The organism is Enterococcus raffinosus (assembly GCF_018917525.1).
Taxonomy (GTDB): domain Bacteria; phylum Bacillota; class Bacilli; order Lactobacillales; family Enterococcaceae; genus Enterococcus_A; species Enterococcus_A raffinosus_A.
In genome coordinates this window covers 95,064-118,370 of the sequence record NZ_JAHLOS010000004.1, presented here as the reverse complement: position 1 = coordinate 118,370, position 23,307 = coordinate 95,064, and the positions used below count along the sequence as shown (strand labels likewise).

The following is a 23,307-nucleotide window of genomic DNA, read 5'->3' as shown; positions in this document are numbered from 1 at the left end:
TCCTCCTGTCAAGCCCGCGGAAAAAATTCTTTATAGACTTCGGTCATTCTTCGTTTAGTAATATGGGTATAAATCTGAGTCGTAGAAATATCAGCATGCCCCAAAAGCTCCTGTACTGTCCGCAAATCGGCGCCATTTTCTAGCAAATGCGTCGCAAAACTATGACGCAGCGTATGAGGAGTAACGTCCTTCATAATTTCGGCTTTGATCACATATTGTTTTAGATTTTTCCATATCCCTTGTCGGCTCATCCCGTGTCCATGGTTGTTCACGAATAGAAACGTTTCGTTTGGCGATTTCTTAGTTAATAAAGGACGAACCTCAGTTAAATAGCGTTCCAGCCAATGGATCGCGTAGTCGCCAAGGGGAACAATTCGTTCTTTATCTCCTTTTCCGACAGTTTGCAATAGTCCCATTTCTAAATGGATATCTCCAAGCTTCAAACCAATCAGTTCACTAACACGTAACCCCGTCGCGTACATTACTTCTAGGATTGCACGATCACGAATGCCTAAGTCTGTCGTCGTATCCGGGGCAGCAATCAAACGTTCCACTTCTGCTAATGAAAGGGTCTGCGGTAATTTTTGAGCTTTTTTCGGACTATCTATATGCTGCATTGGATCATGATCCGTGTAACGCTCCTGACGTAAAAACTGATGAAACCGACGTAAGCTGGAAATCATTCGCGTGATCGTAGTTGATGCTTTCCCAGCTTCTGTCAAATTCGTCAAAAAAGCCACGACTATATAACGATCGACAGCCTGCCATTCGCTGACACCCTGCTCCGTCAGAAAGGACAAATACTGATGAATATCCCTTTGATAACTGACGCGAGTATTCTCTGAGAGGCCCCGTTCAATCGTTAAAAAATGCAAATATTCCGTTATTTGTTCATCCATGTTCTCACCACTTTCGCTTTATCATAACAAAAAGTCCCTTGAAATGATAGCACGTATCTTTGCAAGGGACTATATAAATTAATTATAACTTAATCCATTTTTTCAAGAAGCTTTATGCTTCTTTTTTTGCTTGACAGCTTTGACAAATACCGTGAAAAGTTAAACGATGATCCTTCACCAAAAAGTGATACCGAGATTCTACCACACGTTCTACTTCGCCTAAAAGGTCTTCTTCAATCTCTTCAATATTTCCACATTCAAGACATAGTAAATGATGGTGAAAATGCTCTGCCCCTTCTTTACGAAGATCATAGCGTGCTAAGCCATCGTCAAAACTGATTTTATTGACGATCTGCAATTCAGTCAAAATTTCTAAGGTCCGATAGACAGTTGCTAAGCCGATTTCAGGACTTTTTTTCTTTACTAGAAAATAAATCTCCTCGGCTGATAAATGATCCTTTTCATTTTCCAATAACACAAGAACAGTTGCTTCCCGCTGAGGTGTCAACTTGAATCCCGAATCGTGGAGCTGCTTTTTGGTTTTTTGTAAGGCTAGGATTGCGTTCAAGAGAACCCTCCTTCATCTAATTTAGAATAATTCTAAACAACTAGCTGTACAACTGCTGCTTTTCTTAGAATTATTATAGTTTATCACCTATATTTATGCAAGGACATTCTCAATTAGCTTTTTAATCGGATTTGACCTTCACTTTGTTCAATCAATTTCTCTTTTAGCAAGTGACCAATTGCCCGTTTAAATTGACCTTTACTGATCCCAAAAGCTTCTTTGATCTCTTCGGGCGCCGATTTATCCCAATAAGGCAAAGAATGTTCAGAATTTCTTTGTAACAACGTTAAAATCATTGCCGCATCATCGTTGATCATTTCATAACTGCGTGGTTTTAAGGACATATTCAACACCCCGTCTGGACGTGCGCCAATGACACGAGCTTCAACAACTTCGCCTAAACGTGGTTCTTGATAGCGTTCAGAAGGGTGGATAAAGCCGATATAAAAATCTTCCGTAATTAAATATGATCCAGCAACCTTCAAACGATAGATTGTGCCCTTTTTGTTTTCATTCTGCATGTCTGCATTGCCAGCGCGACTTAACGAGTGGAAAATCGCCTCGTCAGCCAAAACACCCCACATCCGATCTTTTTCATCGACATGCATACTGATCATCAGGCGGTCGCCCTTTTTAGGCCATAATTCCTTCATACTGGGCATTTCATCTAGAGAAACCACCATGTCTTTGTCTGGTAAACCGATGTTCACAAAAACCCCTAAGTCTCTACGAACATCCGTCACTTCTCCGAAAGCATAATGTCCGATTCGGACCTGAGGGATCGCTGTAGTAAAAATAGCCTCTTTCTTTTGATTCACATACCCAAAACCTTCAACTGACTCACCGATTTTGTGCACTTCCGCTTCATCTTTTAACAGATGAAAAGTCACGCCATTTTTTTGCACTAAATACATCGTATCGTTTTCATCAATGATCAATCCTGTAAAAACTTGACCTAATAATTCATTCATAATTGTTGCTCCTTTTAATTTCACAATGTCTATTTTTTTCACTCATGCTATTGAAAAGCTTTATGGCTATCTCTGACATTTTACCACAGCTCATGATAAAGGCTGGAAAGAAAACTTTCTTTCCAGCCTTTATTTTCTTTTAATTTGGACCATTACCTTTAAACCAACCTGTTTTACAGTTAATTGTTACTAAATACATTGGTAGGTCACTGTCTGTGTAACCTTTTGTTAAGGAAGCACGATTGGACGTAGCGTACAAATTGTAATATCCTTCGCCATTCTCAACTTTCACAGGCTCTAAGCTATATCCGCCTTCCACGATGTAGCCTCGCGAAATACAGGTTTGAATAACCTTTTCCTTAACTCCAGGTGCCCATGCGTAGGCATCACTGCTTGTATCTCCAGCCTGACTAGTGTCAGAAGAAGTTTTATTCTGAGCTTCTTGAGCCGCTTTTTCTTGCTCGGCTTTTTCCTGAGCAGCTTTTTCTGCTGCCGCCTTCTCTTCAGCAGCCTTTTTCTCTTTATCCTTCAAAGTTTGATCGACTTTCGCCAATTCATCTTTTTGAGTTTTCACTAACTCCTGATTAGCCACTGCTTTGACAGCGTTATTCGCCTGATTGTATTGATCACGATTGACAGAATCAACCACGTTGCCATCCTTCAGTAAGCCGTCGGCCGCTTTTTTTGCCGCCTCAATCTTGGAATATTGATCTTTCGCATTGGTGATGGCCTGACTCATCAAAGTATCAAACTCTTTATCTCCTGTATTAACAGTCAGATTCACAGGTTCAGCCGTTTTCAATAATGGTTTATCCGCAATCTTGTTTCCATTGATCGCAGCGCTAGTAAATAACTGATTAACAGATTGCTCGGCCTTTTGTTTATTCGTTAATTCATCATAGTTTTTTTTCAACTCGTCGTAACGCTTATGATCTTTATACTTGGATAATTCTTCATCGATTTTACCCGTGTTAAGATTCACTTTATCTGCAACAAGGAATGTATGTTGATCATCCGTGTAATAACTATCAATACTTTCCTCGATCGAATCAAGGGCTTTATTTTCTTTTTTAACAGTCGCAACGCGCTGCGCTTCGACTTCCTTCTCATGTTGATAGTAATAAGCACCGCCGACACCCAAAACAGCGATTGCTGCGAGTGTGATATACATTTTTTTACGACTTTTCTTTGGTTTTTCTTCAGGCTGCTGATTTTCTGGCGGAAGATCGCCACCGTCAGATTCGCCAGTTACTACTGAATCAACTGAGCCTTCTGCTATTTCTTCAGAGTCAGAAACTGGGATTTCTTCTTCATAAGGAGTAGCTGGATCAAGCGAAACTTCTTCCTTCAGAGAGGCCTCCGTTTGAGCAGGTGAAGTACTAGCATCTTCTATGACTTCATCATTTTCAACCGGTTCCTCAGATTCGGGCTCTCTGTCATCAATCATTTCATCAGAAACAGGCTCTTGCGTTTTTGCAGTAATCTGCTTATTCGTCTCTGAATTTTCGACTTCATTAACTGAGTCCGCGTCCGCTTCAGAGGCAGCCTCAGATTTATTTTCAGTTTCACTATTTTCGGATTTTTCTTGGTCTTCTTTATGTTCACGAATATATTGGGCTAATATCGGATTCATTTCAGGAGTTTCTTCATTATTCAATTCTTTAGAATTTTCTTCTTTCATTTTATCCTCATTATCCTTAAACATTTTTTGCACAGATTCAATTGGCATATCTGCTAGATCAGACCATTCGATTGTATCATTTTTATCAGTGATTTCTTTGGTATCTTCTTGATCATTTAACTGTAGTGAAAAGCCACACTTCGGACAAGTTGTGCATCCATCGACTGGTTCATAACCACAGTTAGGGCATTTTTGCAATGAAATCGGCTCCTTTTTTTCAATCATATGCTTTAATCTATCATATGTTTAGGGATGTTCCAAGCAATTTTCGAACGAATTAATCAAAAATAATAAATTTCATATGCTTTTTGAGAATGGCGAATCGATGCATTTTGGTCGCTGTTTCTCCATATAAAAAGCTCCTCGAGGAATTCCCCGAGGAGCATAAATGTCTTTTATTCCAAAAAGTCTTTCAATTGTTTAGAGCGTGATGGATGGCGTAACTTACGCAAAGCCTTCGCTTCGATCTGACGAATCCGTTCACGAGTAACTCCAAATACACGACCAACCTCTTCTAATGTCCGTGTTCTGCCATCGTCTAGGCCAAAACGTAGACGTAGAACATTTTCTTCACGGTCAGTTAGGGTATCAAGAACATCTTCCAATTGTTCTTTCAACATCTCAGAAGCAGCGTGTTCAGCTGGACTAGTCGCTTCCTGATCTTCAATGAAATCGCCTAAATGAGAATCGTCTTCTTCACCAATCGGTGTTTCCAAAGAAACAGGCTCCTGAGCAATCTTCAAGATTTCACGAACTTTTTCAGTCGGCAGATCCATTTCAGCACCAATTTCTTCTGGTGTTGGTTCCCGGCCTAAATCTTGCAGTAATTGACGTTGCACCCGAATCAATTTATTGATAGTTTCGACCATATGAACTGGAATACGAATCGTCCGCGCTTGGTCAGCAATCGCACGAGTAATCGCCTGACGAATCCACCATGTGGCATAAGTCGAGAACTTAAATCCTTTACGATAATCAAATTTTTCAACGGCCTTCATCAAGCCCATGTTTCCTTCTTGGATCAAATCTAAGAATTGCATGCCACGTCCAACATAACGTTTAGCGATACTTACAACTAAACGTAAGTTTGCTTCAGCTAGACGTTGCTTCGCTTCTTGATCTCCTTGTTCGATCAATAAAGCAAGTTCAACCTCTTCTTCGGCAGTCAATAATGAAACGCGTCCGATTTCTTTTAAATACATACGAACTGGGTCATTGATCTTGACACCAGTTGGGGCCGATAAATCTTCTTTTTGAGCTTCCTTCGCTGTTTTCTCATTTTGTTTCAAGCTAGCCTTAGAAGGTTCACCATTTTCATCGACAACACTGACACCAGCGTCTTCGATTTTTTGGATCAATTGATCCATTGCTTCCGCGCCTAATTCATAAGGTGTCGCCAAACGATTCGTTAACTCGTCGTAGACCACCTGTCCTAAAGGTTTTTTCTCCTTAATGAAGGCTGCTAAAGCTTTTTCGTACTCTTTTTTGTTTTTTACATCTGCCATAAAATAAATGCCCCTTTCACTTCTAGGCTTGTTTCAAGCGTTTCGTCAATTCGATAATTTGCACGGTCAATTCTAATTCCCGTTGCTGGTTCCCGCTTTTTCTGGCCTCAAGCTGCTCTTTTTGTCGTTGTTTGATTTCCTCAGCAATGCCAGATTGGGAAATTACCCGCATCAGATCATAGATTTCGCGTTCATTACTATCTTCTGACATGGATATCATAGAGATGTCGATGACCAACTGCTTCATCTCGTCCTCTTTTAAATAGTTCAGGAAGTCCGCTAAAATGAAATTTCCATGAACCATCATATAACTATCTAAGTAAAGAAGCAATTCTTGATACTGATCGTGAATAAATTGAAACTCCGTCTGGACTAATTGTTCACGGATCGAACTTTCATTCATACTGCGATACAGTAACATTCGTTCGGCTTTTTCTTCTTTGGTCAATACTTTTCTGACCGTTTGGGTCGGTGCCGGAGAAACCGGAGCTTGTTGTTGTCGACGCTCTGTCCTAATTGTCTGTCGAACCATTTGCAACTGCTGCTTCAAGCTTTCACGCGTCAAATGAAATTCATTGGCTAATTGACCTAAATACAAATCTTGTTCCACAGGAGACTGTACTTTTGCCAAATCCTGCATTAAGACCTCCAAATAATTTAGTCGATCCGACTCATTATCCAGATTCAACCCTTTTTTTCGATAATGCATCTTAAATGCAAAAGGAGTTTGACGACCATGCTGCAATAAATTCTGCAGCTCTGTAACACCGTATTTTCGCAAGTATTCATCTGGATCGAGCTTTTCCGGTACAGTTACAGTTGCCAGATTCAATCGACTATGTGTATCTAAAATCGATAAAGCGCGATCTGTCGCTGCTTGCCCTGCATCATCACCATCATAGGCGATAACCACTTGACCTGTCACACGCTCAATTGCCGCAATTTGTTGTTCCGTCAAACTAGTTCCCATGGAAGCTAATCCAATTTTGATATCGGCCTGCCAAGCAGCTAATACGTCCATGAACCCTTCAAATAGTATCGCTTCGCCCTGTTTACGAATTTCGTTTCGGGCTTTGTCAAAATTGAACAATACCTGCCGTTTATTGAAAAGTTCCGTCTCAGGAGAATTCAGATACTTCGGCTGATCTTCTCCAGGAAATTCCTTTGTTTTCAACAAACGTCCAGAAAATCCGATTGGTTTCCCACGAAAATCATTTAGTGGAAACATCACTCGCTGATAAAAACGATCGCTAAAACTACCGTCATCTCGGCGAATAAATAACCCGCTACGTTCCATCAAATCAGCGCTTACCTTGTCTTGCTGTGTCACTTGAACTAAGAAATCCCGTTGACTAGGTGCAAAACCGATCTTGAACTCATTAATCAAATCATCGCTCAAACCACGTTCGTGAAGATACTCTAACGCTTCTTCACCAACCTTCGTATTCATCAGCAAATGATGATACAAGTCTCGCGTTCGTTCATGCAACGCAATTAATTGTTGTTGCCCTGTTGACGTTTGGTTCACAGGCTCACTAGAAATCTCGATACCTAGAGGAATTTGTTCCATATCGGCAACTTTTTTTACTGCTTCTGGAAAACTGATTCCTTCTAGCTCTTGTAAAAAAGTGTAAACATTGCCGCCCTTACCGCAACCAAAACAATGAAAAATCTGCTTGTCTTCAGCAACCGAAAAAGATGGAGTCTTCTCTTCGTGAAATGGACAAAGTCCCAAATAATTTTTGCCGGATTTCTTCAATTGGACATATTGACCAATGACCTCAACAATATTTGTTTTCTCACGAACTTCATCAATCACCTGTTGGGGAATTCTTTGCGCCAAAACCTCACCCCAATTCCCAAAAATATGATAACAGCCGTAAAAATCGCCCTAATTCATCTCTCGATCAGCGCGATTTTTTTAGACAAACTTATACGTCTATCATTTTAGCATATTTCTTTATTATTACAAGCTTTCCGCTCATTATTTTAACTATTTTGAAAGCTTCGGAACAGCGTGAGGAATCGCTTGTTCATTTGCACGATTTCAGCATAAAACATGTTTCCACCGTTTTGATACAAATAGCCCCCATTGTATAACACAGACTGAAGCTGCATATACCGATACGTGTGTTGTTGGTCATTGCCATATCCTGGTGATAAAACATCTCGCGAGTACTTTTCAGCAAGCTCCACACTGTTTTTACCACCGTGTTCTTGGACATACTGAATATATTTTGTCCCGAAGTTATATGCTTGAATTGCAGTGTTGAGATCACAGTCCGCAGCTTTCGCCTGCTTGTAGCTTTCCGCAAAATGCTTGACGCCACTTTCAATGCTCTCCTGTTGACTAATAATCTTTCCACGACTGCCATAGGCACTTTCGGAGCTTTGCATCAGGTCTGTGCCTTGACCCTTTGACTCAGTATACATAATCCCTAAAATAACGTCCGTATAATCTCCTACTCCAGCTTGATCTGCTAAAACTTGCACATCGCTGCGATAGCCGTTGACTGTATTTGTATTTTTATATATTCGAATTGCAAAAAATCCACCAACCACCAAGACCGTAAGAATTGCAACTATAATAATTATTTTCAAAAGTTTTCCAATTATCTTTAACATGAAATCTACCCATCTGTCTTCTTTTTTCTCTATCCATACTACAAGAGTCAATTGACCTTTTAAAAGCAAAATATGATAGCTTTATATTTAATTAATCATTCTAAAGTTTTCATTTCGTTCCATAATTAAATTAATGTGCAATACTTAAAAAAATCGGTATACTTAACACTGGTAGGTGATGTTGTGAAAAATGAAAAAAAAATTGCTCAAATGAGCGATGGTTCAGAAATTTATTACGAAAAATATGGACAGGGTCCAGCACTCTTTCTGCTTCACGGCAACGGCGGAAGCGGTAGTTACTTTTCAAAGCAATTAAACAGTTTCAGCAAACATTTTAACGTCTACGTTGTCGACAGCCGCGGACATGGACGTTCGACCAATACGCAAAAAGAAACAAGTTTTCATTTAATGGCGGAAGATCTTGCCACCATCATGGAGCAGGAAGGACTTGATCACGCTGATCTCTTGGGCTTCAGTGATGGTGCTAATTTAGCAATGGTTTTTGCGCGACTTTTCCCTGACAAGGTTGATCACTTGGTTTTGAATGCTGGTAATACAGTTCCTAACGGTGTACGAACGCTCTATCATCTCTTGAGTTATGTGCAATACGCGATCGTCTGGATCGGTGCATTTGTTGATACAGGTATGCGTAATTTTTTACCTATTTTGCGTCTGCTTTTCCGTGATATCGGATTGTCAACTGAAGATTTAAACCAAATACAAGCCCCCACTCTGGTCATCGTGGGAAAACATGATTCGATTAAAACACAGCATTCAATGTACATCGCTCGTTCAATACCGAACGCGAGTTTTGCGATTGTTTCTGGTCAAGGGCATATGTTTGCGCGTAGAAATCCCAAGCGTTTCAATCAAGAAGTCCTTCAATTTTTAATCGGTGAGGAGTGATTCGATGGAAAATCTTATCGGATGGGTAAAAACACATTTAAGTAAATTTAAAACAATCTTTTTGATTTCAGTTATTATCATTGTCTTGTTCGAATTATCAAATATTGCAAAAACAATTTCCTTTGACCAGCTTTCAACAATTTTCAGTGAAATCAGCATCTGGAACATATTGCTAATGGCGGTAATCGGGTTAATTTCTGTGGTTCCAATGATCGGCTACGATTTCACTTTAAATAACATCTTGGAACAAAAACCAAAGAAACTGTATATTTTCGAAACTAGCTGGCTGGTCAATACCTTGAACAACATTGCTGGTTTCGGCGGAGTTGTCAGCGCGGGATTACGATCTGAATTTTATGGCAAACAAACATCTGGAAAAAAAGTTATTCAAGCATTATCTAAAATTTTAGTCTTTACAATGTCTGGACTGTCAATTTATGCGCTGCTTTCTTTTTTCTTAGTCATGTTCGACGACCATAATCAATATCTACGCCAATACTGGATTTGGTTAATTGGTGGTGGCCTTTATTTTCCAATTGTTTTTTGTTTAAGCCTTTTTGGGAAAGGGGAATATTTAGGCGATCTGAAAAGTTCACATCGTTTGGAGTTGATCGTAACTTCCTTTCTCGAATGGACAGGAACGTTAGTCAGTTTCATTTCAATTGGCTTATTGATGGGTGTTCATGTGAACATTCGCGATGTTGTTCCGTTATTTATTGCTGCGACAGTAATCGGGATTGCTTCGATGATACCAGGAGAACTCGGCAGTTTTGACTTGATGATGATTATCGGGCTTTCAGCGCTGGGAACTCCCCGCGAAACAGTTGTTGCGTGGCTTTTACTATTTCGACTTTTTTATTACTTGATTCCTTTTGCCATTGGCTTGATTTTCTTTTTTAAGAATCTCGGTACAACGATTAATACACGCTATAAAGGAATTCCGGTCAGTCTATTAAAAGAGTTGGCTCACAAGTTCGAGGTTATTCTGCTTTATTTTACAGGAATTATGCTGGTTTTATCAGCAACAATTCCCGAAGCATTTATCCGACTGCCTTTCTTACAACGGCTGAATCCTATACACTCACGTGTAATTGTCGTCTTTCCAGCAATTTTGTTAGGCTTCTTATTGATAGTTTCAGGTCGCGGAACTTCTGCACGAGTGAAAAGAGCTTATACACCCACAATTATTATTGTGGCCTTAACTTTTCTATACTCCTTGCTAGCTGGATTTCGCTTTTCAACAGGAATATTTCTAGCATTGTTATTACTTTTTGTTATTTTTTCAAAAAACGAACTATTTAGAGAGCAGCTCGTTTATTCTGCTGAATGGATAACGATTGACGGAATAATTATGGGTAGTTTAGCGATTTTGTACATCATTATCGGCGTGTATAACAGCCCAAACATCCATCATCGTCATCGTTTGCCAGAGTTTTTCTTGTTTCCTAGCGAACAAATTTGGTTTGTAGGTTTTATTGCTATCTTGATAGTTGCTTTCATTATCCTTTTATTGATTCGTTTTTTGAAAAATAAACGCATTCAAATTGGTGAAGAATTAGATGAATCTCGTATTCAACATATTTTATCGACTTATGACGGCAATCCTGACAGTCAATTGGTTTTTTTAAAGGATAAAAAGGTCTTTTACTACAACAACGGTGATGAAGACACAGTATTCTTTCAATTGTCGACCTTCAACAATAAAATTTTAGTAATGGGCGATCCTTCGGGAAAAGCAAGTGACTTCGAGGCTGCTACAGAAGCATTGATTAATGAAGTCGATCGCTACAATTATTTACCGGTTTTTTATGAGAATAGTGAAGAGATGGTCATGATTCTTCACGAGTTCGGCTATGATTTTATCAAATTCGGTGAAAGGGCCCATGTACACCTGCCAGACTTTACGTTAAGCGGCAAGAAGATGAAAGGCCAGCGCTCTAGTTTTAATAAAGTTCTTAAGGAAGGTTATCAATTTGATGTTATTAAACCGCCCTTCTCAACTGAGACAATCAATGCCTTGAAAACTGTCTCAGATGAATGGTTGGGAGGTCGCAAAGAAAAAGGCTTTTCTTTAGGTTTCTTTTCAGAAGATTATTTGCAACGGGCACCAATCGCGGTGATTAGAAATAGCGATGAAAAGATTGTTGCTTTCGCAAATTTCATGCCTACTTATACCAACAGCATCGGCACGATCGACTTGATGCGCCACAGTCCAGAAGAGGCACCAAGCGGTACGATGGACTTTCTTTTCATCAACCTGTTCCAATATATGCGAGATGAAATGGGCATTGAATACTTCGACCTAGGCATGGCACCGTTAGCAAATGTTGGAACCTCCCGCAAAAGCTTCACCCAGGAACGAATTGCCTATTTAGTTTATAATTTCGGCTCCCGCTTTTATTCCTTTGGCGGGCTAAAGGAATACAAAGATAAATATGCTAATGAATGGCTACCTAAATATGTACTCTATTCCCGTGATAGTTGGATTGGTTATGTCATGATCGCCCTTTTGATTACAGATAACGCTCCAGTTCAAGCTGAAAAAAAATATCATGGATTCCGTCGATTCATCTTTAGAGATTAGTTGTTTTCATATTAGTGATTATTTTGTAAATAAATATTCGCTTTTAAAAAAGTTCAAAAGAGTCTGGAGTAATTTATTCCAGACTCTTTTTAATTTTGATTTTAATCATTTTCTGATTCTTTTCTGTTCTAGCCTAGCGTTTATTTCTGCCAGATCAAAGGCCTTCCAAATTTCTTCTCCGCGAGAATCTTCAAACGGTGTATCCCCTTTCGCTTTTACACAAACAGCATACTGAAATTGCACAGCTTCATTCACAAGAACCTTTTCAACCATGATTTGATGCTCCCAATCACAACCAAAATCATAGATATATTCAATTTTTGCACCTTCTTGAAAATCCTCATCAATTAATCGTCGCTCTTCGGAAAACTGCGACATTTCTAGTTCACTCGGCCCAATCATTTTAGTCCGATCTACAAAGAAACTATGTAAATGGCTGTCTTCCCATCCAAAACTAATTTGGAGAATATGATGCAGCTGCTCATAAGTGATGCCGGCTGGAATCTTTAACCGTCGCCAAATAGGTGGTTTGAAGCCTTTCAGGTCAACTCTAACAAGATAACTAGTTTTTTGGCTCTCAATTTTTTTCTGTTTAGGAAATGCTAAAATATTGTCAGGAACATTTCTTTTTGGTGCCTCTTCAAGGTCATAGTATTCAATATTATAAGGGTCTTCGACTTCAAAATTTCCTTCACGCCACTCGTCCATAATAGCTAATTTTGCTTTAGACCAATAATTAGGATTGCTCATACGAGTCAAAAAGGCCGTTTTATTAAGATAAATGAAATAGTGCATGTCCTTACATTCTTCCTCAGTAATAATTCTTTCATGATACAACGCACTATAGAGATCCAAAAGGATTTGATACGCATAGAAACTTTCATCTATAAATAGAGGCATGTGTTTAGGCATGTGATGAATCAAAGCATCCTTCACAATTTGTTTGTCTAACAGCTTACTACTTAACTTTCCTTTATCAACGAAGCTTATAAAGAATTCGACTGTGCGAATAAGTCCATCTGGTTCAGCGAGTCCTCCCGCAATAAAGTAATGCATCATGTCTCTGGTCATTCGATCAAATAGCTTGTCCAATTTATCCATATGAACCTCCTTCAACACATATTCTCTTCACATTAATAGTAAAAGAAAAAAGAGACTCAATCAACAGCGAATTGACTGAGTCTCCATAATTATTTCTTGCCACCAAAGGCATCCTTCACCTTGCCAAAGAAACCTTCCTCTTTTTGTTCACTAACGGTTTGTCCGCCAGCTTCTGCAAATGCTCGTAAAGCTTCCCGTTGTTTCTCGTTCAAGTTCTTCGGTGTGACGATTTTTACCGTTACCTGTTGATCGCCATTGGTGTTCCCACGAAGTCTTGGTGCTCCTTTTCCACGAAGTCTAAACTTCGCACCTGTTTGGGTTCCAGCAGGCACCTTTAATTTCACATCGCCATGAACAGTTGGAATGTTAATCTCATCACCTAAGGCTGCCTGAACAAAACTTAGAGGCAATGTGTAATAGATTTCTGCGCCATCACGATCAAAGATATCACTTTGTTTCACTTTGAAGACCACATACAAGTCACCGTATGGTCCTCCGTTGATACCAGCTTCTCCTTGATCAGCTAAGCGCATTTGTTGCCCATCTTCTACACCAGCAGGGACTTTCACCTTGACTGTATGAGGACGTTTTTCATGACCTGAACCATGACAGGTTGGACAAGGTTCTTTAATTTCTTTACCAGTTCCATGACAAACATCACATGTTTGACGACTCATTACGCGACCAAGTGGCGTTTGGTGTTCCACATTGATTGAGCCGGAGCCATGACATTTATGACAGACTTCTGGTTGTGTTCCAGGTTTTGCACCGTTTCCGTTACATGTATGACAAGTTTCTTCACGGTTGTATTTAATATCTTTTTCCACGCCAAAAATAGCTTCCTCAAACTCCAAGTTGATCGAATATTGCAGATCTGACCCTTGTCTTGGTGCTTTAGGGTCCGCTTGACGTGAACCACCGCCGCCAAAGAAGGATTCAAAAATATCTTCAAATCCAAAGCCGCCTGCTCCGCCAAATCCACCAGCGCCTCCGAAGCCACCTGCTCCGCCAGCACCGAAGTTTGGATCGGTACCTGCATGACCGTATTGGTCATAAGCAGCACGTTTTTGTGGGTCGCTTAGGATCTCGTAAGCCTCAGAAATTTCCTTAAACTTTTCTTCAGCATCAGCTTCTTTATTAATATCCGGGTGGTATTGCTTGGAAAGCTTACGATATGCTTTTTTTATTTCATCATCCGAAGCGCCTTTTTGCACCCCAAGGACTTCGTAATAATCCCGTTTTGTAGCCATTGGCTTCCCTCCATAATTTCATAGAATCGTTAGTATTGTATCACACTCAAAATCGATACGATACTTTTCTTAGATTTTTTCTAAAGGAATCACCAATCTTGAAAGAAAAAAGGCCAAAGCGATGACTTTGGCCTTTAGTAACGAATCAATTATTTGTCGTCATCGTTAACTTCTTCAAAATCAGCATCCACGACATCATCCGCGCCGCCTTGAGCTGCGTTTGGATCAGCCTCTGCTTGTTGTTGTGCTGCTTGTTCATAAAGTTTAACCGTTAAGTTTTGTACGATTTCGTTCAACGCATCGCGTTTTGCTTTCATTTCTTCGATATCGTTCGCTTCAACTGCTGCTTTCAATTCATCGCGAGCATCTTCCGCTTTCTTCACTTCATCCGCGTCAACTTTACCTTCTAATTCTTTCAAAGTTTTGTCAACTGAGAACAGTAAAGCATCAACATCGTTACGTAGATCTACTTCTTCTTTACGAGCTTTATCGGCATCAGCATTTGCTTCAGCGTCTTTTACCATCCGTTCGATTTCTTCGTCTGATAAGCCTGAAGAAGATTTGATCGTGATTTTTTGTTCTTTTTGTGTTCCTAAGTCTTTCGCAGAAACATTAACGATACCATTTTTATCGATATCAAATGTTACTTCGATTTGAGGAATTCCACGAGGTGCTGCTGGAATATCTGTCAATTGGAAACGACCTAATGTTTTGTTATCCGCAGCCATTGGACGTTCACCTTGCAACACATGGATATCTACTGCAGGTTGGTTGTCCGCAGCGGTTGAGAATACTTGTGATTTGCTTGTTGGGATCGTAGTATTGCGATCGATTAACTTCGTGAATACGCCGCCCATTGTTTCAATACCTAATGATAATGGTGTTACGTCTAGTAATACGACATCTTTCACATCACCAGTGATAACCCCACCTTGGATTGCAGCACCCATCGCTACTACTTCATCTGGGTTCACTGATTTGTTTGGTTCTTTGCCAGTTTCTTTACGTACCGCTTCAACAACAGCAGGGATACGAGTAGAACCACCGACTAAGATTACTTCGTCAACGTCAGATTGTGACAATCCAGCATCTTTCAACGCTTGACGAACTGGAGCTTTTGTACGTTCCACTAAATCAGCAGTGATTTCGTCAAATTTCGCACGAGAAAGAGTTGTTTCTAAGTGCAATGGACCAGCGTCACCAGCGGTAATAAATGGTAAGCTGATTTGAGTTGAGCTAACACCTGATAAGTCTTTTTTCGCTTTTTCAGCAGCATCTTTCAAACGTTGCATTGCCATTTTATCTTTAGAAAGATCAATTCCGTTTGCTTGTTTGAAATCAGCAACTAAGTAATCGATGATCTTGTTATCAAAGTCATCCCCACCTAGTTTGTTGTCTCCAGCAGTAGATAATACGTCAAATACGCCATCTCCTAATTCAAGGATTGAAACGTCGAAAGTACCACCACCAAGGTCAAATACTAAGATTTTTTCATCTTTATCAGTTTTATCTAAACCATAAGCTAATGCTGCTGCAGTTGGTTCGTTAACGATACGTTCAACTTCTAAACCAGCAATTTTACCAGCGTCTTTTGTTGCTTGACGTTGTGAGTCATTGAAGTAGGCAGGAACTGTAATAACAGCTTTTTCAACTTTCTCACCTAAGTAATCTTCTGCAAAACCTTTAATGTATTGTAATACCATGGCAGAAATTTCTTGTGGTGTGTATGATTTGCCATCTGCTTCTACTTTATACCCAGCTTCACCCATGTGACGTTTAATAGATGAAATTGTGTGTGGGTTTGTCACTGCTTGACGTTTTGCTACTTCACCAACTTGAATCTCACCGTTTTTAAATGAAACAACGGATGGTGTTGTGCGATTTCCTTCTGGATTAGTAATGATTTTAGCTTCTCCGCCTTCTAAGACAGCGACAGCAGAGTTTGTTGTACCTAAGTCAATACCGATAATTTTACTCATAGTTGAAAATCTCCTTTTCCATTATATGTTTAATTAGTAGTTTATATATTATTGAGCCACGATCACCATTGCTGGTCGCAATACGCGATCATGTAGCTGATACCCTTTTTGCAGCACATTCACAATTGTTTCAGGTTTTACCTTGTCCTCTGCCGGAACAGTTTGCACTGCTTGATGCAGATTCGGATCAAATGTTTCACCTTCCGCTTTGATTTCTGTGATGCCTTCTTCTTTTAATGCAACGGTTAAACTTTCAAGGACCATTTCTACTCCTTTTTTCAGGCTAGCGCCTTGATCGTCAGTAACCTCAGTTGCTAGGGCTCTTTCTAAATTGTCGATCGCTGGCAATAATTTCTTGCCAAGATCTTTTGAACGATAGCGAACTAGCTGTTCCCGCTCGTTCTTGTTGCGGTTGGACATATTTGCGATCTCAGCACGAGCTCGTAAAAATTTGTCTTCCATTTCGTTAAACTTGTTCGTCAATTCTTCAACTTCCGAAACTTCTGGAATGTCAATGTCTTCCGCTTCTTTCTCAGTCGATTCTGTTTCTTTCGATTCGACTTCGTCTAATTCTTCTTCAACTTCTTGTTTCTTTTCTTCTGCCACTGCGCGTACTCCCTTTCTTTGTAGGAATCGTTTCTAGTGATACAAACCCAAAGAACGATAATAATCATCCAATGCATTTGTCAACTCATATCGGAAAACTTCCAATAGCCCAAAAATTTTTGAATATGGCATCGATGTCGGACCCAATAAAGCAATCGTTCCACGACCGTGCCCGCGAATTTCATAATTTGCTTGAATCATACTTAGGTGATCAAACAAGTCATTGCCCATCTCCGTACCAATCCGAACATGAATATCACTATCAGAAGGTAACAGTAATTGTGTCAGCTCATCCGAATTCTGCATCAATGAATACATTGATTTCACATGGTTAAAGTCTTGATCCGGATTGAAATTCAAAATATTCATTCGTCCACTGACAAACACCTTATCCTCGAAAGCGTCGTTCAAAATCACATCAAACAGATGACTGATTCCTTCCGTCGTTTGAAAATAGCGATGTAAAATCATTGGAATCTCGGTTCTCAATTTCTGATAGACGCTGACCAAAGGCTGACCTACTAAACGATCATTAATGATACGAACCATTTTTTCAAGGTCCTGACTGTCAACATTCTCAGGAATACGAAAAACTTGGCTCTCAACATTTCCCTTGTCTGTGACAATAATCGCCAGTATTTGTCGGTCATTCAATGGAACAATCCGAAAGCCGGTCAATGTCCGATCTTTCATTTCTGGTCCAAGCGAGAACGCCGTATAGCTGGTAACTTGTGAAAGTATTTTGGCAGACTGCTGAATGATATCATCAATCTCATGAATATCTTTCTTTAGCGATCTACGAATCTGGTCTACTTCTTGATTACTCACCTTAGCTGGCGTTAGTAGATGATCCACATAATAACGATAGCCTAAAGCGGATGGGATTCTCCCCGATGAAGAATGGGTTTTCTCCAACATACCTAATTCCTCTAGCGCCTTCATATCATTGCGGATAGTTGCGGAGCTTGCTTTTACGCCTTCTTCCATCAAACTTTTTGATCCGACCGGTTGACCCGTATTGGTAAAATTTTTGATGATCAAGCTGAGAATCAGTTTTTGTCTTTCCGTTAACATTCTTCTCATCCTTTAGTTAGCACTCTTTCTTTTTAAGTGCTAACTCGATTATTAATATACCAACAACTTCTATATAAGTCAAGGAAAAAATACAAAAAATTAGCACTCTCGATATGAGAGTGCTAATTATCCTTGCTTAGTAAAAACTCCTCGAAAACATCGTTCCCTCGAAACAGGCCCTCCTCAGACAGGCAAACCCTTGAATTCGTCTCTGTTATCAGCTTTTGCTGCTTTAATTTTTCGATTACCTCACCATATACATCCATCATACTGAGACCAAAACGATTTTCAAAAACGGTTTTATCAACACCTAAAATTTTTCTTAAGCCTAGGAACATCTCCTCTTCAATCTGAGCTTTTTGAGTAAGGATTTCTTCTTCTAACACAGGGAGCTGATCGTTTTTCAATGACTTTAAGTAATGCTGGATCGGCCCACGATTTTTATATCGTCGATTTCCAAGATAGCCGCTAGCACCCGCCCCCAGGCCAAAATAATTTTGATTATTCCAGTAGACTAAATTGTGCTGGCTTTCAAAACCAGGTTTTGCAAAATTGCTGATCTCATATTGCTTTCGTCCCGCTTTTTCCATCGCCTCGATAGTTTCTGCATACATTTGTGCCTCTAATTCTTGCTCAGGAAGATGCATTTTCCCACGTCTAACCCAATTCATAAACATCGTTTGATTCTCTAAAATCAATGAATACAGTGCATAATGTGGTAAATCCAAAGCCAAGGCTCGTATTACCGTATCACGAAAACTTTCTAGGGATTGACCCGGCAATGCATAAATTAAATCAATCGTTACATTCCTAAAATCTTTTTCTTCTAGCAATTGGATCGTATCATACACATCCTGTGCTGTATGTTTACGGCCGATTTTTTTCAGCAAACGATCATCAAATGTTTGAACACCCATTGATAAGCGATTGACTCCATAATTTTTCATTACATTTAACTTATCAGCAGTCAAATCACCAGGATTCGCCTCTACTGTAAATTCTCCATTATTATATGGAAGAATTTGGCGCAAACCACTTAATAAGCGATCTAATTGTGTCGCATTTAAAGACGTTGGCGTACCGCCTCCGACGTAGAGTGTCTTCATATTTTCCACTGGATTCTGACTTAACGCCAAGCGTGCCTCTTTCAACAACGCTTCAATATATTCATCTACAGGCTGTCCTTCAAGAAAAACTTTGTTGAAGTCGCAGTAGTAACAAATATGTTCACAAAACGGGATGTGAATGTAGGCTGAAGTAGATTTTGTCATCTCGTTCCTCTTTCTTCGTAGTAGTAACAGACGTATTCTAACACACATCTCATTGTTAGAAACAAACACTTGCTTTTATCAAGCTTTTCTAATGTATTTTTTACGTTCATAAGAAAAACTCGACGCTACTGAACAATTTTTTTCAGGTCGTCGAGCTTTGTATTTTTATTTGTAGAATTTGCGTGTGTAGTAAAAAAAGATACTCCCAATAATCCCAAAGCCGATTAGCGAAAGCGAAGGATTCGCTTGATCATTTGTTTTAGGGTATTCCTTTGCTTGTATATTTTGTTGCTGATCAGCAGTCTTTTTTGACGTTACAGACATGGTCGTGGGCGTTATTTCTGCCTCTTTCCCATCTGCCGAAAGGTCATCCCCAGCTGAATCAAGAACCTCCTTGATTCGATTGATGCTGCCTTCGATATCCCCTGTGCGATTTTGAACATCCGAAACAGCTGCTTGCGCGTTTTCTGCTCCTTCTGCTAGCTGACCACTTAATGCCTGTGTGCTGCTTTTGGCCTTTGAAAGGCTTTGCTCAATCGTTGTACGATCTGCCTTCAATTGCTCTTGCAATTTTTCAGCTTCAGCAATCCTTTGTTTAAAATCCGCTCGTGCTTGGTCTAATTGCTTTTGCGCCTGTGCCCATTGATCTTCCATTGTGGCGTGATCTGTTTGAATGTGATTATTCACCTCATTAAAATGATTTTGAAAATCATTGTGCGTCTGATCTAATTGATCTCGAATCGCAGCAAGATCATTATGCAGATCTTCATGCCGTTTCTGTGAATGCTCCTGAGCCTCAGCAATATCTTGTGCAATCTGTTTTTGGCGCGCTTCAAATTGTTGCTGAGCCAATTTTAAAGCAGCCTCTATTTCTGTCTGTCTATTTGTTAGTTCATTAGAAGCGGTTGTACTATCGAAAGTTTCTGATGTATCTGTTATCTTAACTTCTGAATTAGCCACACTTGCGAAGGCGTCTGTGTTGAACCAAAAAAAATTCGCAGCGATACCACTACATAATACGATTAAAGCTAATTTCTTCATTAATTATTTCATCCCCTCGACAAGGATTATAGCTAAAATCATACAAATATGTTAATAAACAAATTGATCGATTTGTCTAAAAAATTAATGGTTGTTCGATTTTGACAGAACACAAGAAAAAGCCAACGAGTATTCCATTGGCTTAAAAATAGTACGTTTTATTCGACTATTCTGTTAAAAACGTTTGAATTGCTTTTGCATTTGCTTCGGTATCTAGTTCTAAAACACTTCCACTTGGCGTATTATTGTTAAATTCCCAAGTTTTATCGATTGGTACAGCTAGAGTTTCAATTTTTTTAGTATCACCTAAAGCAAAATCCTTGCCTACACTTAAAATCGTACTTTCAGATAAATTTGTGTCAACATAGCCCAATAGCTTTCCAGTTGTTTTTGGCAATTTACTTAATGAAGTAACATTTGTAACTTGCTGCGAGATGGCTGAAAGTACTTGCTGTTGTCTGCGAATTCGACCAAAATCACCTTCCTCATCTTCACGGAATCGAGAATACTGTAACAATGTATTCCCATTCATTTTTTGTTTGCCCGCTTTAATAAATACTTGATCCAAATCTAGGTCCTTTTCCGCATCAATAGTTACACCTTTTGGAAACAAACTATCAATCGCTTCTTTAAAATGATCGAAATTAATCGTGACATAATATTCAATTGGAAGATCAAAATTTTCTTTTAGCGTTTTTCGTACTAATTCAATCCCACCATAAGAATATGCCGCATTAATTTTATCTTTCCCATGACCAGGAATGTCAACATAACTATCTCGCATAATTGAGATTAATTTAGGTTGTTTCTTTTTTTGATCGTAATGAGCAACCATCAAGGAATCTGATCGACCGCGATCTTCTCCGCGAGAATCGGTATCGATAATCAAAATGTTCAAATCATTCTGATCCGGAGCCTCTTCTCCATTGAAGGGAATCGTTTGCTTCGACTGGGCGTTTTTGGTTGATTCATAACCTTGTAAAAATGAAAAAATTAGGTAACATTCAAAAACTAACAATAGGCCTAAAATAATTAAGATCACACGTTTGAAAACCTTCATTCGAAATCCTCACTTTAAAAATAGAAATAAGTTTCCTAAACTACCTATCCAGTGTATACCAAAACGAATCTTCTTCATTATTAGCGTATGCTTTTTACGATTTTTTTATAAACTCTTGCTATTACTGTCATTAATGATTCCTAAAAATGAAAAACAACGACAAAAAAACCGCTAAGCTAAATAGTTTACGGTCAGTCGTCATTTATTCAGTTAAGTCCTTTTAGATAGTTAATAAATTAGCTCACTAGATTCAAAAGGGTGGCAGCTACTTATTCCACTCAATTACCTTTGTTGTTAACTCTCCAACTTCAACTAGCGTATAGTTCCCCTGCTCCAATGCGATTTCCCAAAATTCATACTCCGGAAACCAGTTTTTCAAAATAACTCGCAATACGCCCAGGTGTCCAACAATTACAAAATCTTGCTTTTTTTTAAGCAGCGTTTCTAAACAGGCTAAGACACGTTGCTGAAAATCCGAAAATTTTTCCGCATTTGCTGGAGTTATCTCAAAGGGAGATATTAACCATTTTTCCCATTCTTCTGGGAATTTCTCGTTTATTTGATCCGCACTTAATCCTTCCCACAACCCAAAATCTTTTTCATCTAGTTCTTTTAAGGAGATTTTTTTTTGGCCTGGAAAGATCAATTCTGCTGTTTCGATCGTTCGTTTCAAACTACTTGTATAAATAGGTACCTCAAGCCACATTCCCGCTAATTTTTCATTCAACAGATAAGCCTGTTGAACCCCAGTGTCGTTCAAGGATACATCTGTTTTTCCATAAAATAAGTGACTTCGATTGTATTCTGTTTCTCCATGACGAATCAAAATGATTTTCATAAAAAACCTCTCATTAGAATTAAAGTCAATAAAAATACTACTTGTGAGATAGGCGAACAGGCGCCTAAAGTATCGCCATTAAAACCACCAACTTTACTAATGACTAATCTGCGATAAAGCCAAACAACTAAAAGGTTAACAATAAAACATACAATCCCTGCTCTACCTAAAAAAATGAACAACACAAAAAAAGAAAATAACTGACAAATTAAGACATTTTGCTTTTTTACATTCAAAAAGGTAGTACCTAATCCTTGAGAATTATTTCCAGCATACTGCATCTGATAAAACAATAAACTGATTCCATTTTTCCCTACAAGATTCAACAATAAAATAACAGTCGATTGCAATCGGATATTGAGATTGGGAAGCAGCACTAAAAAGCTAAAGACTAAAAGTAGATAATAAAAAACGATAGCCAAAACGCCGTTACTACCAACGCGGCTGTCCTTCATGATTTCCAGCATACGATCTTTATCACGAGAAGAAAACAGACCGTCAGCCATATCCGATAAAGCATCTAAATGAAAGCCCCCAGTTAACATCACATCAAGAAACAATATCATAATCCAAGCAATACTAGGACTAAAAAAATGCTGTAACGGCCAATAGACGACCGCCTCTAAAAAGCCAAGCATTAATCCGAACAGCGAAAAAAAACGGACGCCTGAACGCATTTTTTCTTCAGGTTCATCAACTACGATCGGAATCGGTATTCGAGTAAAAAATTGAAAATACAAAATCAGACTATCGATCATTTTATCTTCATCGGGATACCGGCAACCACGAAAAATACCGCATCCGCTTCCTTTCCTAAGGATTGGTTTACATGTCCCAGGACATCTCTAAACCAACGAGAAAAAGCATTTTCGGGAACGATTCCTAGGCCTACCTCATTTGTCACGACAACCAAATCCGCCTGACTGTTCCTCGCTGCTGTAAGAATTTTTTGCCATTCTGCGAGAATCTCAGCTTCAATTGCAGCTTTCTCTTTTTGCGATAGCCTCATGATTTCTTCGTCAATTATTGTGAAGTCCTCACCAAATCGTTCTTTCATTAAGTCAAAAAAATAATTGGTTGACAGCATAGTCGCACAATCTAATAAATGTGCTGACACTTGTGCTTGTTCAATCACGTCAGCAACAACCAAGTATGTTTCAGTGGTTTGCCAATTTTTAGGACGTCGTTGTTGATGTAGAATTACTCGATTGGCCATTTCGGGATCTTGAGCCGAACAATTCGTTGCAATGTAATTGATTTCTGCCTCTGTATCCAATAAGCTCTCTGCAAAAGCTGATTTGCCACTGCGTGCTCCGCCAGTGACTAATGTAATTTCTCCCAAAATTTA

Annotated in this window: 20 protein-coding genes; 2 read left to right on the top strand and 18 right to left on the bottom strand. The window is 39.2% G+C overall.

The window, feature by feature from the left end; all coding sequences use genetic code 11:
* Positions 1 to 8 precede the first annotated feature (8 nt).
* From xerD to KQI58_RS04635, 7 genes are all read right to left on the bottom strand, one after another.
* Positions 9 to 899: a site-specific tyrosine recombinase XerD gene (gene xerD / locus KQI58_RS04665; protein WP_216406903.1), complete on the bottom strand. Its 891-nt coding sequence runs from the start codon at positions 897 to 899 to the stop codon at positions 9 to 11.
* A gap of 112 nt (positions 900 to 1,011) precedes the next feature.
* On the bottom strand, positions 1,012 to 1,467 hold the full coding sequence (gene fur, locus KQI58_RS04660; RefSeq protein ID WP_216406902.1) for a ferric iron uptake transcriptional regulator: 456 nt from the start codon (positions 1,465 to 1,467) through the stop codon (positions 1,012 to 1,014).
* Between the two features lie 113 nt (positions 1,468 to 1,580).
* Complete coding sequence (locus KQI58_RS04655; protein ID WP_216406900.1) at positions 1,581 to 2,438, bottom strand: CvfB family protein; 858 nt, start codon at positions 2,436 to 2,438, stop codon at positions 1,581 to 1,583.
* 139 nt (positions 2,439 to 2,577) lie between these two features.
* Complete coding sequence (locus KQI58_RS04650; RefSeq protein ID WP_216406898.1) at positions 2,578 to 4,317, bottom strand: cell division site-positioning protein MapZ family protein; 1,740 nt, start codon at positions 4,315 to 4,317, stop codon at positions 2,578 to 2,580.
* Between the two features lie 197 nt (positions 4,318 to 4,514).
* A complete protein-coding gene (gene rpoD / locus KQI58_RS04645) occupies positions 4,515 to 5,624 on the bottom strand; it encodes an RNA polymerase sigma factor RpoD (protein ID WP_216406896.1) in 1,110 nt (369 codons plus the stop codon).
* A gap of 22 nt (positions 5,625 to 5,646) precedes the next feature.
* Entirely contained in the window at positions 5,647 to 7,467 is a 1,821-nt protein-coding gene (dnaG, locus tag KQI58_RS04640) for a DNA primase (protein WP_216406894.1), read from the bottom strand.
* Positions 7,468 to 7,613: 146 nt separating this feature from the next.
* Entirely contained in the window at positions 7,614 to 8,249 is a 636-nt protein-coding gene (locus tag KQI58_RS04635; RefSeq protein ID WP_216406892.1) for a lysozyme family protein, read from the bottom strand.
* A gap of 183 nt (positions 8,250 to 8,432) precedes the next feature.
* Between KQI58_RS04635 and KQI58_RS04630 the strand changes: the two genes are divergently transcribed.
* Positions 8,433 to 9,155: an alpha/beta fold hydrolase gene (locus KQI58_RS04630; RefSeq protein ID WP_216406890.1), complete on the top strand. Its 723-nt coding sequence runs from the start codon at positions 8,433 to 8,435 to the stop codon at positions 9,153 to 9,155.
* A 4-nt stretch (positions 9,156 to 9,159) separates the two neighbouring features.
* Entirely contained in the window at positions 9,160 to 11,739 is a 2,580-nt protein-coding gene (gene mprF, locus KQI58_RS04625) for a bifunctional lysylphosphatidylglycerol flippase/synthetase MprF (RefSeq protein WP_216406888.1), read from the top strand.
* A 105-nt stretch (positions 11,740 to 11,844) separates the two neighbouring features.
* Here mprF and KQI58_RS04620 read toward each other — a convergent pair whose 3' ends face one another.
* From KQI58_RS04620 to cobU, 11 genes are all read right to left on the bottom strand, one after another.
* On the bottom strand, positions 11,845 to 12,840 hold the full coding sequence (locus tag KQI58_RS04620) for a plasmid pRiA4b ORF-3 family protein (RefSeq protein ID WP_216406886.1): 996 nt from the start codon (positions 12,838 to 12,840) through the stop codon (positions 11,845 to 11,847).
* An 89-nt stretch (positions 12,841 to 12,929) separates the two neighbouring features.
* Positions 12,930 to 14,090 carry a molecular chaperone DnaJ gene (gene dnaJ / locus KQI58_RS04615; RefSeq protein WP_216406884.1) on the bottom strand — a complete coding sequence of 387 codons (1,161 nt, stop codon included), beginning with the start codon at positions 14,088 to 14,090 and terminating at the stop codon, positions 12,930 to 12,932.
* A gap of 149 nt (positions 14,091 to 14,239) precedes the next feature.
* Positions 14,240 to 16,069, bottom strand: a complete 1,830-nt coding sequence (gene dnaK / locus KQI58_RS04610; RefSeq protein ID WP_216406882.1) for a molecular chaperone DnaK — start codon at positions 16,067 to 16,069, stop codon at positions 14,240 to 14,242.
* A gap of 48 nt (positions 16,070 to 16,117) precedes the next feature.
* A complete protein-coding gene (gene grpE / locus KQI58_RS04605; protein ID WP_216406880.1) occupies positions 16,118 to 16,675 on the bottom strand; it encodes a nucleotide exchange factor GrpE in 558 nt (185 codons plus the stop codon).
* Positions 16,676 to 16,708: 33 nt separating this feature from the next.
* Positions 16,709 to 17,749, bottom strand: a complete 1,041-nt coding sequence (gene hrcA / locus KQI58_RS04600; protein WP_216406878.1) for a heat-inducible transcriptional repressor HrcA — start codon at positions 17,747 to 17,749, stop codon at positions 16,709 to 16,711.
* Between the two features lie 122 nt (positions 17,750 to 17,871).
* Complete coding sequence (hemW, locus tag KQI58_RS04595) at positions 17,872 to 19,020, bottom strand: radical SAM family heme chaperone HemW (protein WP_216406876.1); 1,149 nt, start codon at positions 19,018 to 19,020, stop codon at positions 17,872 to 17,874.
* A gap of 165 nt (positions 19,021 to 19,185) precedes the next feature.
* Positions 19,186 to 20,061 carry an LPXTG cell wall anchor domain-containing protein gene (locus KQI58_RS04590; protein ID WP_216406875.1) on the bottom strand — a complete coding sequence of 292 codons (876 nt, stop codon included), beginning with the start codon at positions 20,059 to 20,061 and terminating at the stop codon, positions 19,186 to 19,188.
* Positions 20,062 to 20,227: 166 nt separating this feature from the next.
* Positions 20,228 to 21,121, bottom strand: a complete 894-nt coding sequence (locus KQI58_RS04585) for an LCP family protein (RefSeq protein ID WP_216406873.1) — start codon at positions 21,119 to 21,121, stop codon at positions 20,228 to 20,230.
* Between the two features lie 265 nt (positions 21,122 to 21,386).
* A complete protein-coding gene (locus KQI58_RS04580; RefSeq protein WP_216406871.1) occupies positions 21,387 to 21,959 on the bottom strand; it encodes a histidine phosphatase family protein in 573 nt (190 codons plus the stop codon).
* Positions 21,956 to 22,717: an adenosylcobinamide-GDP ribazoletransferase gene (gene cobS, locus KQI58_RS04575; RefSeq protein ID WP_216406869.1), complete on the bottom strand. Its 762-nt coding sequence runs from the start codon at positions 22,715 to 22,717 to the stop codon at positions 21,956 to 21,958. Before cobS ends, KQI58_RS04580 begins: the two co-directional genes overlap by 4 nt.
* On the bottom strand, positions 22,714 to 23,301 hold the full coding sequence (gene cobU, locus KQI58_RS04570; protein ID WP_216406867.1) for a bifunctional adenosylcobinamide kinase/adenosylcobinamide-phosphate guanylyltransferase: 588 nt from the start codon (positions 23,299 to 23,301) through the stop codon (positions 22,714 to 22,716). The genes cobS and cobU overlap by 4 nt, the downstream gene beginning before the upstream one ends.
* Positions 23,302 to 23,307 lie beyond the last annotated feature (6 nt).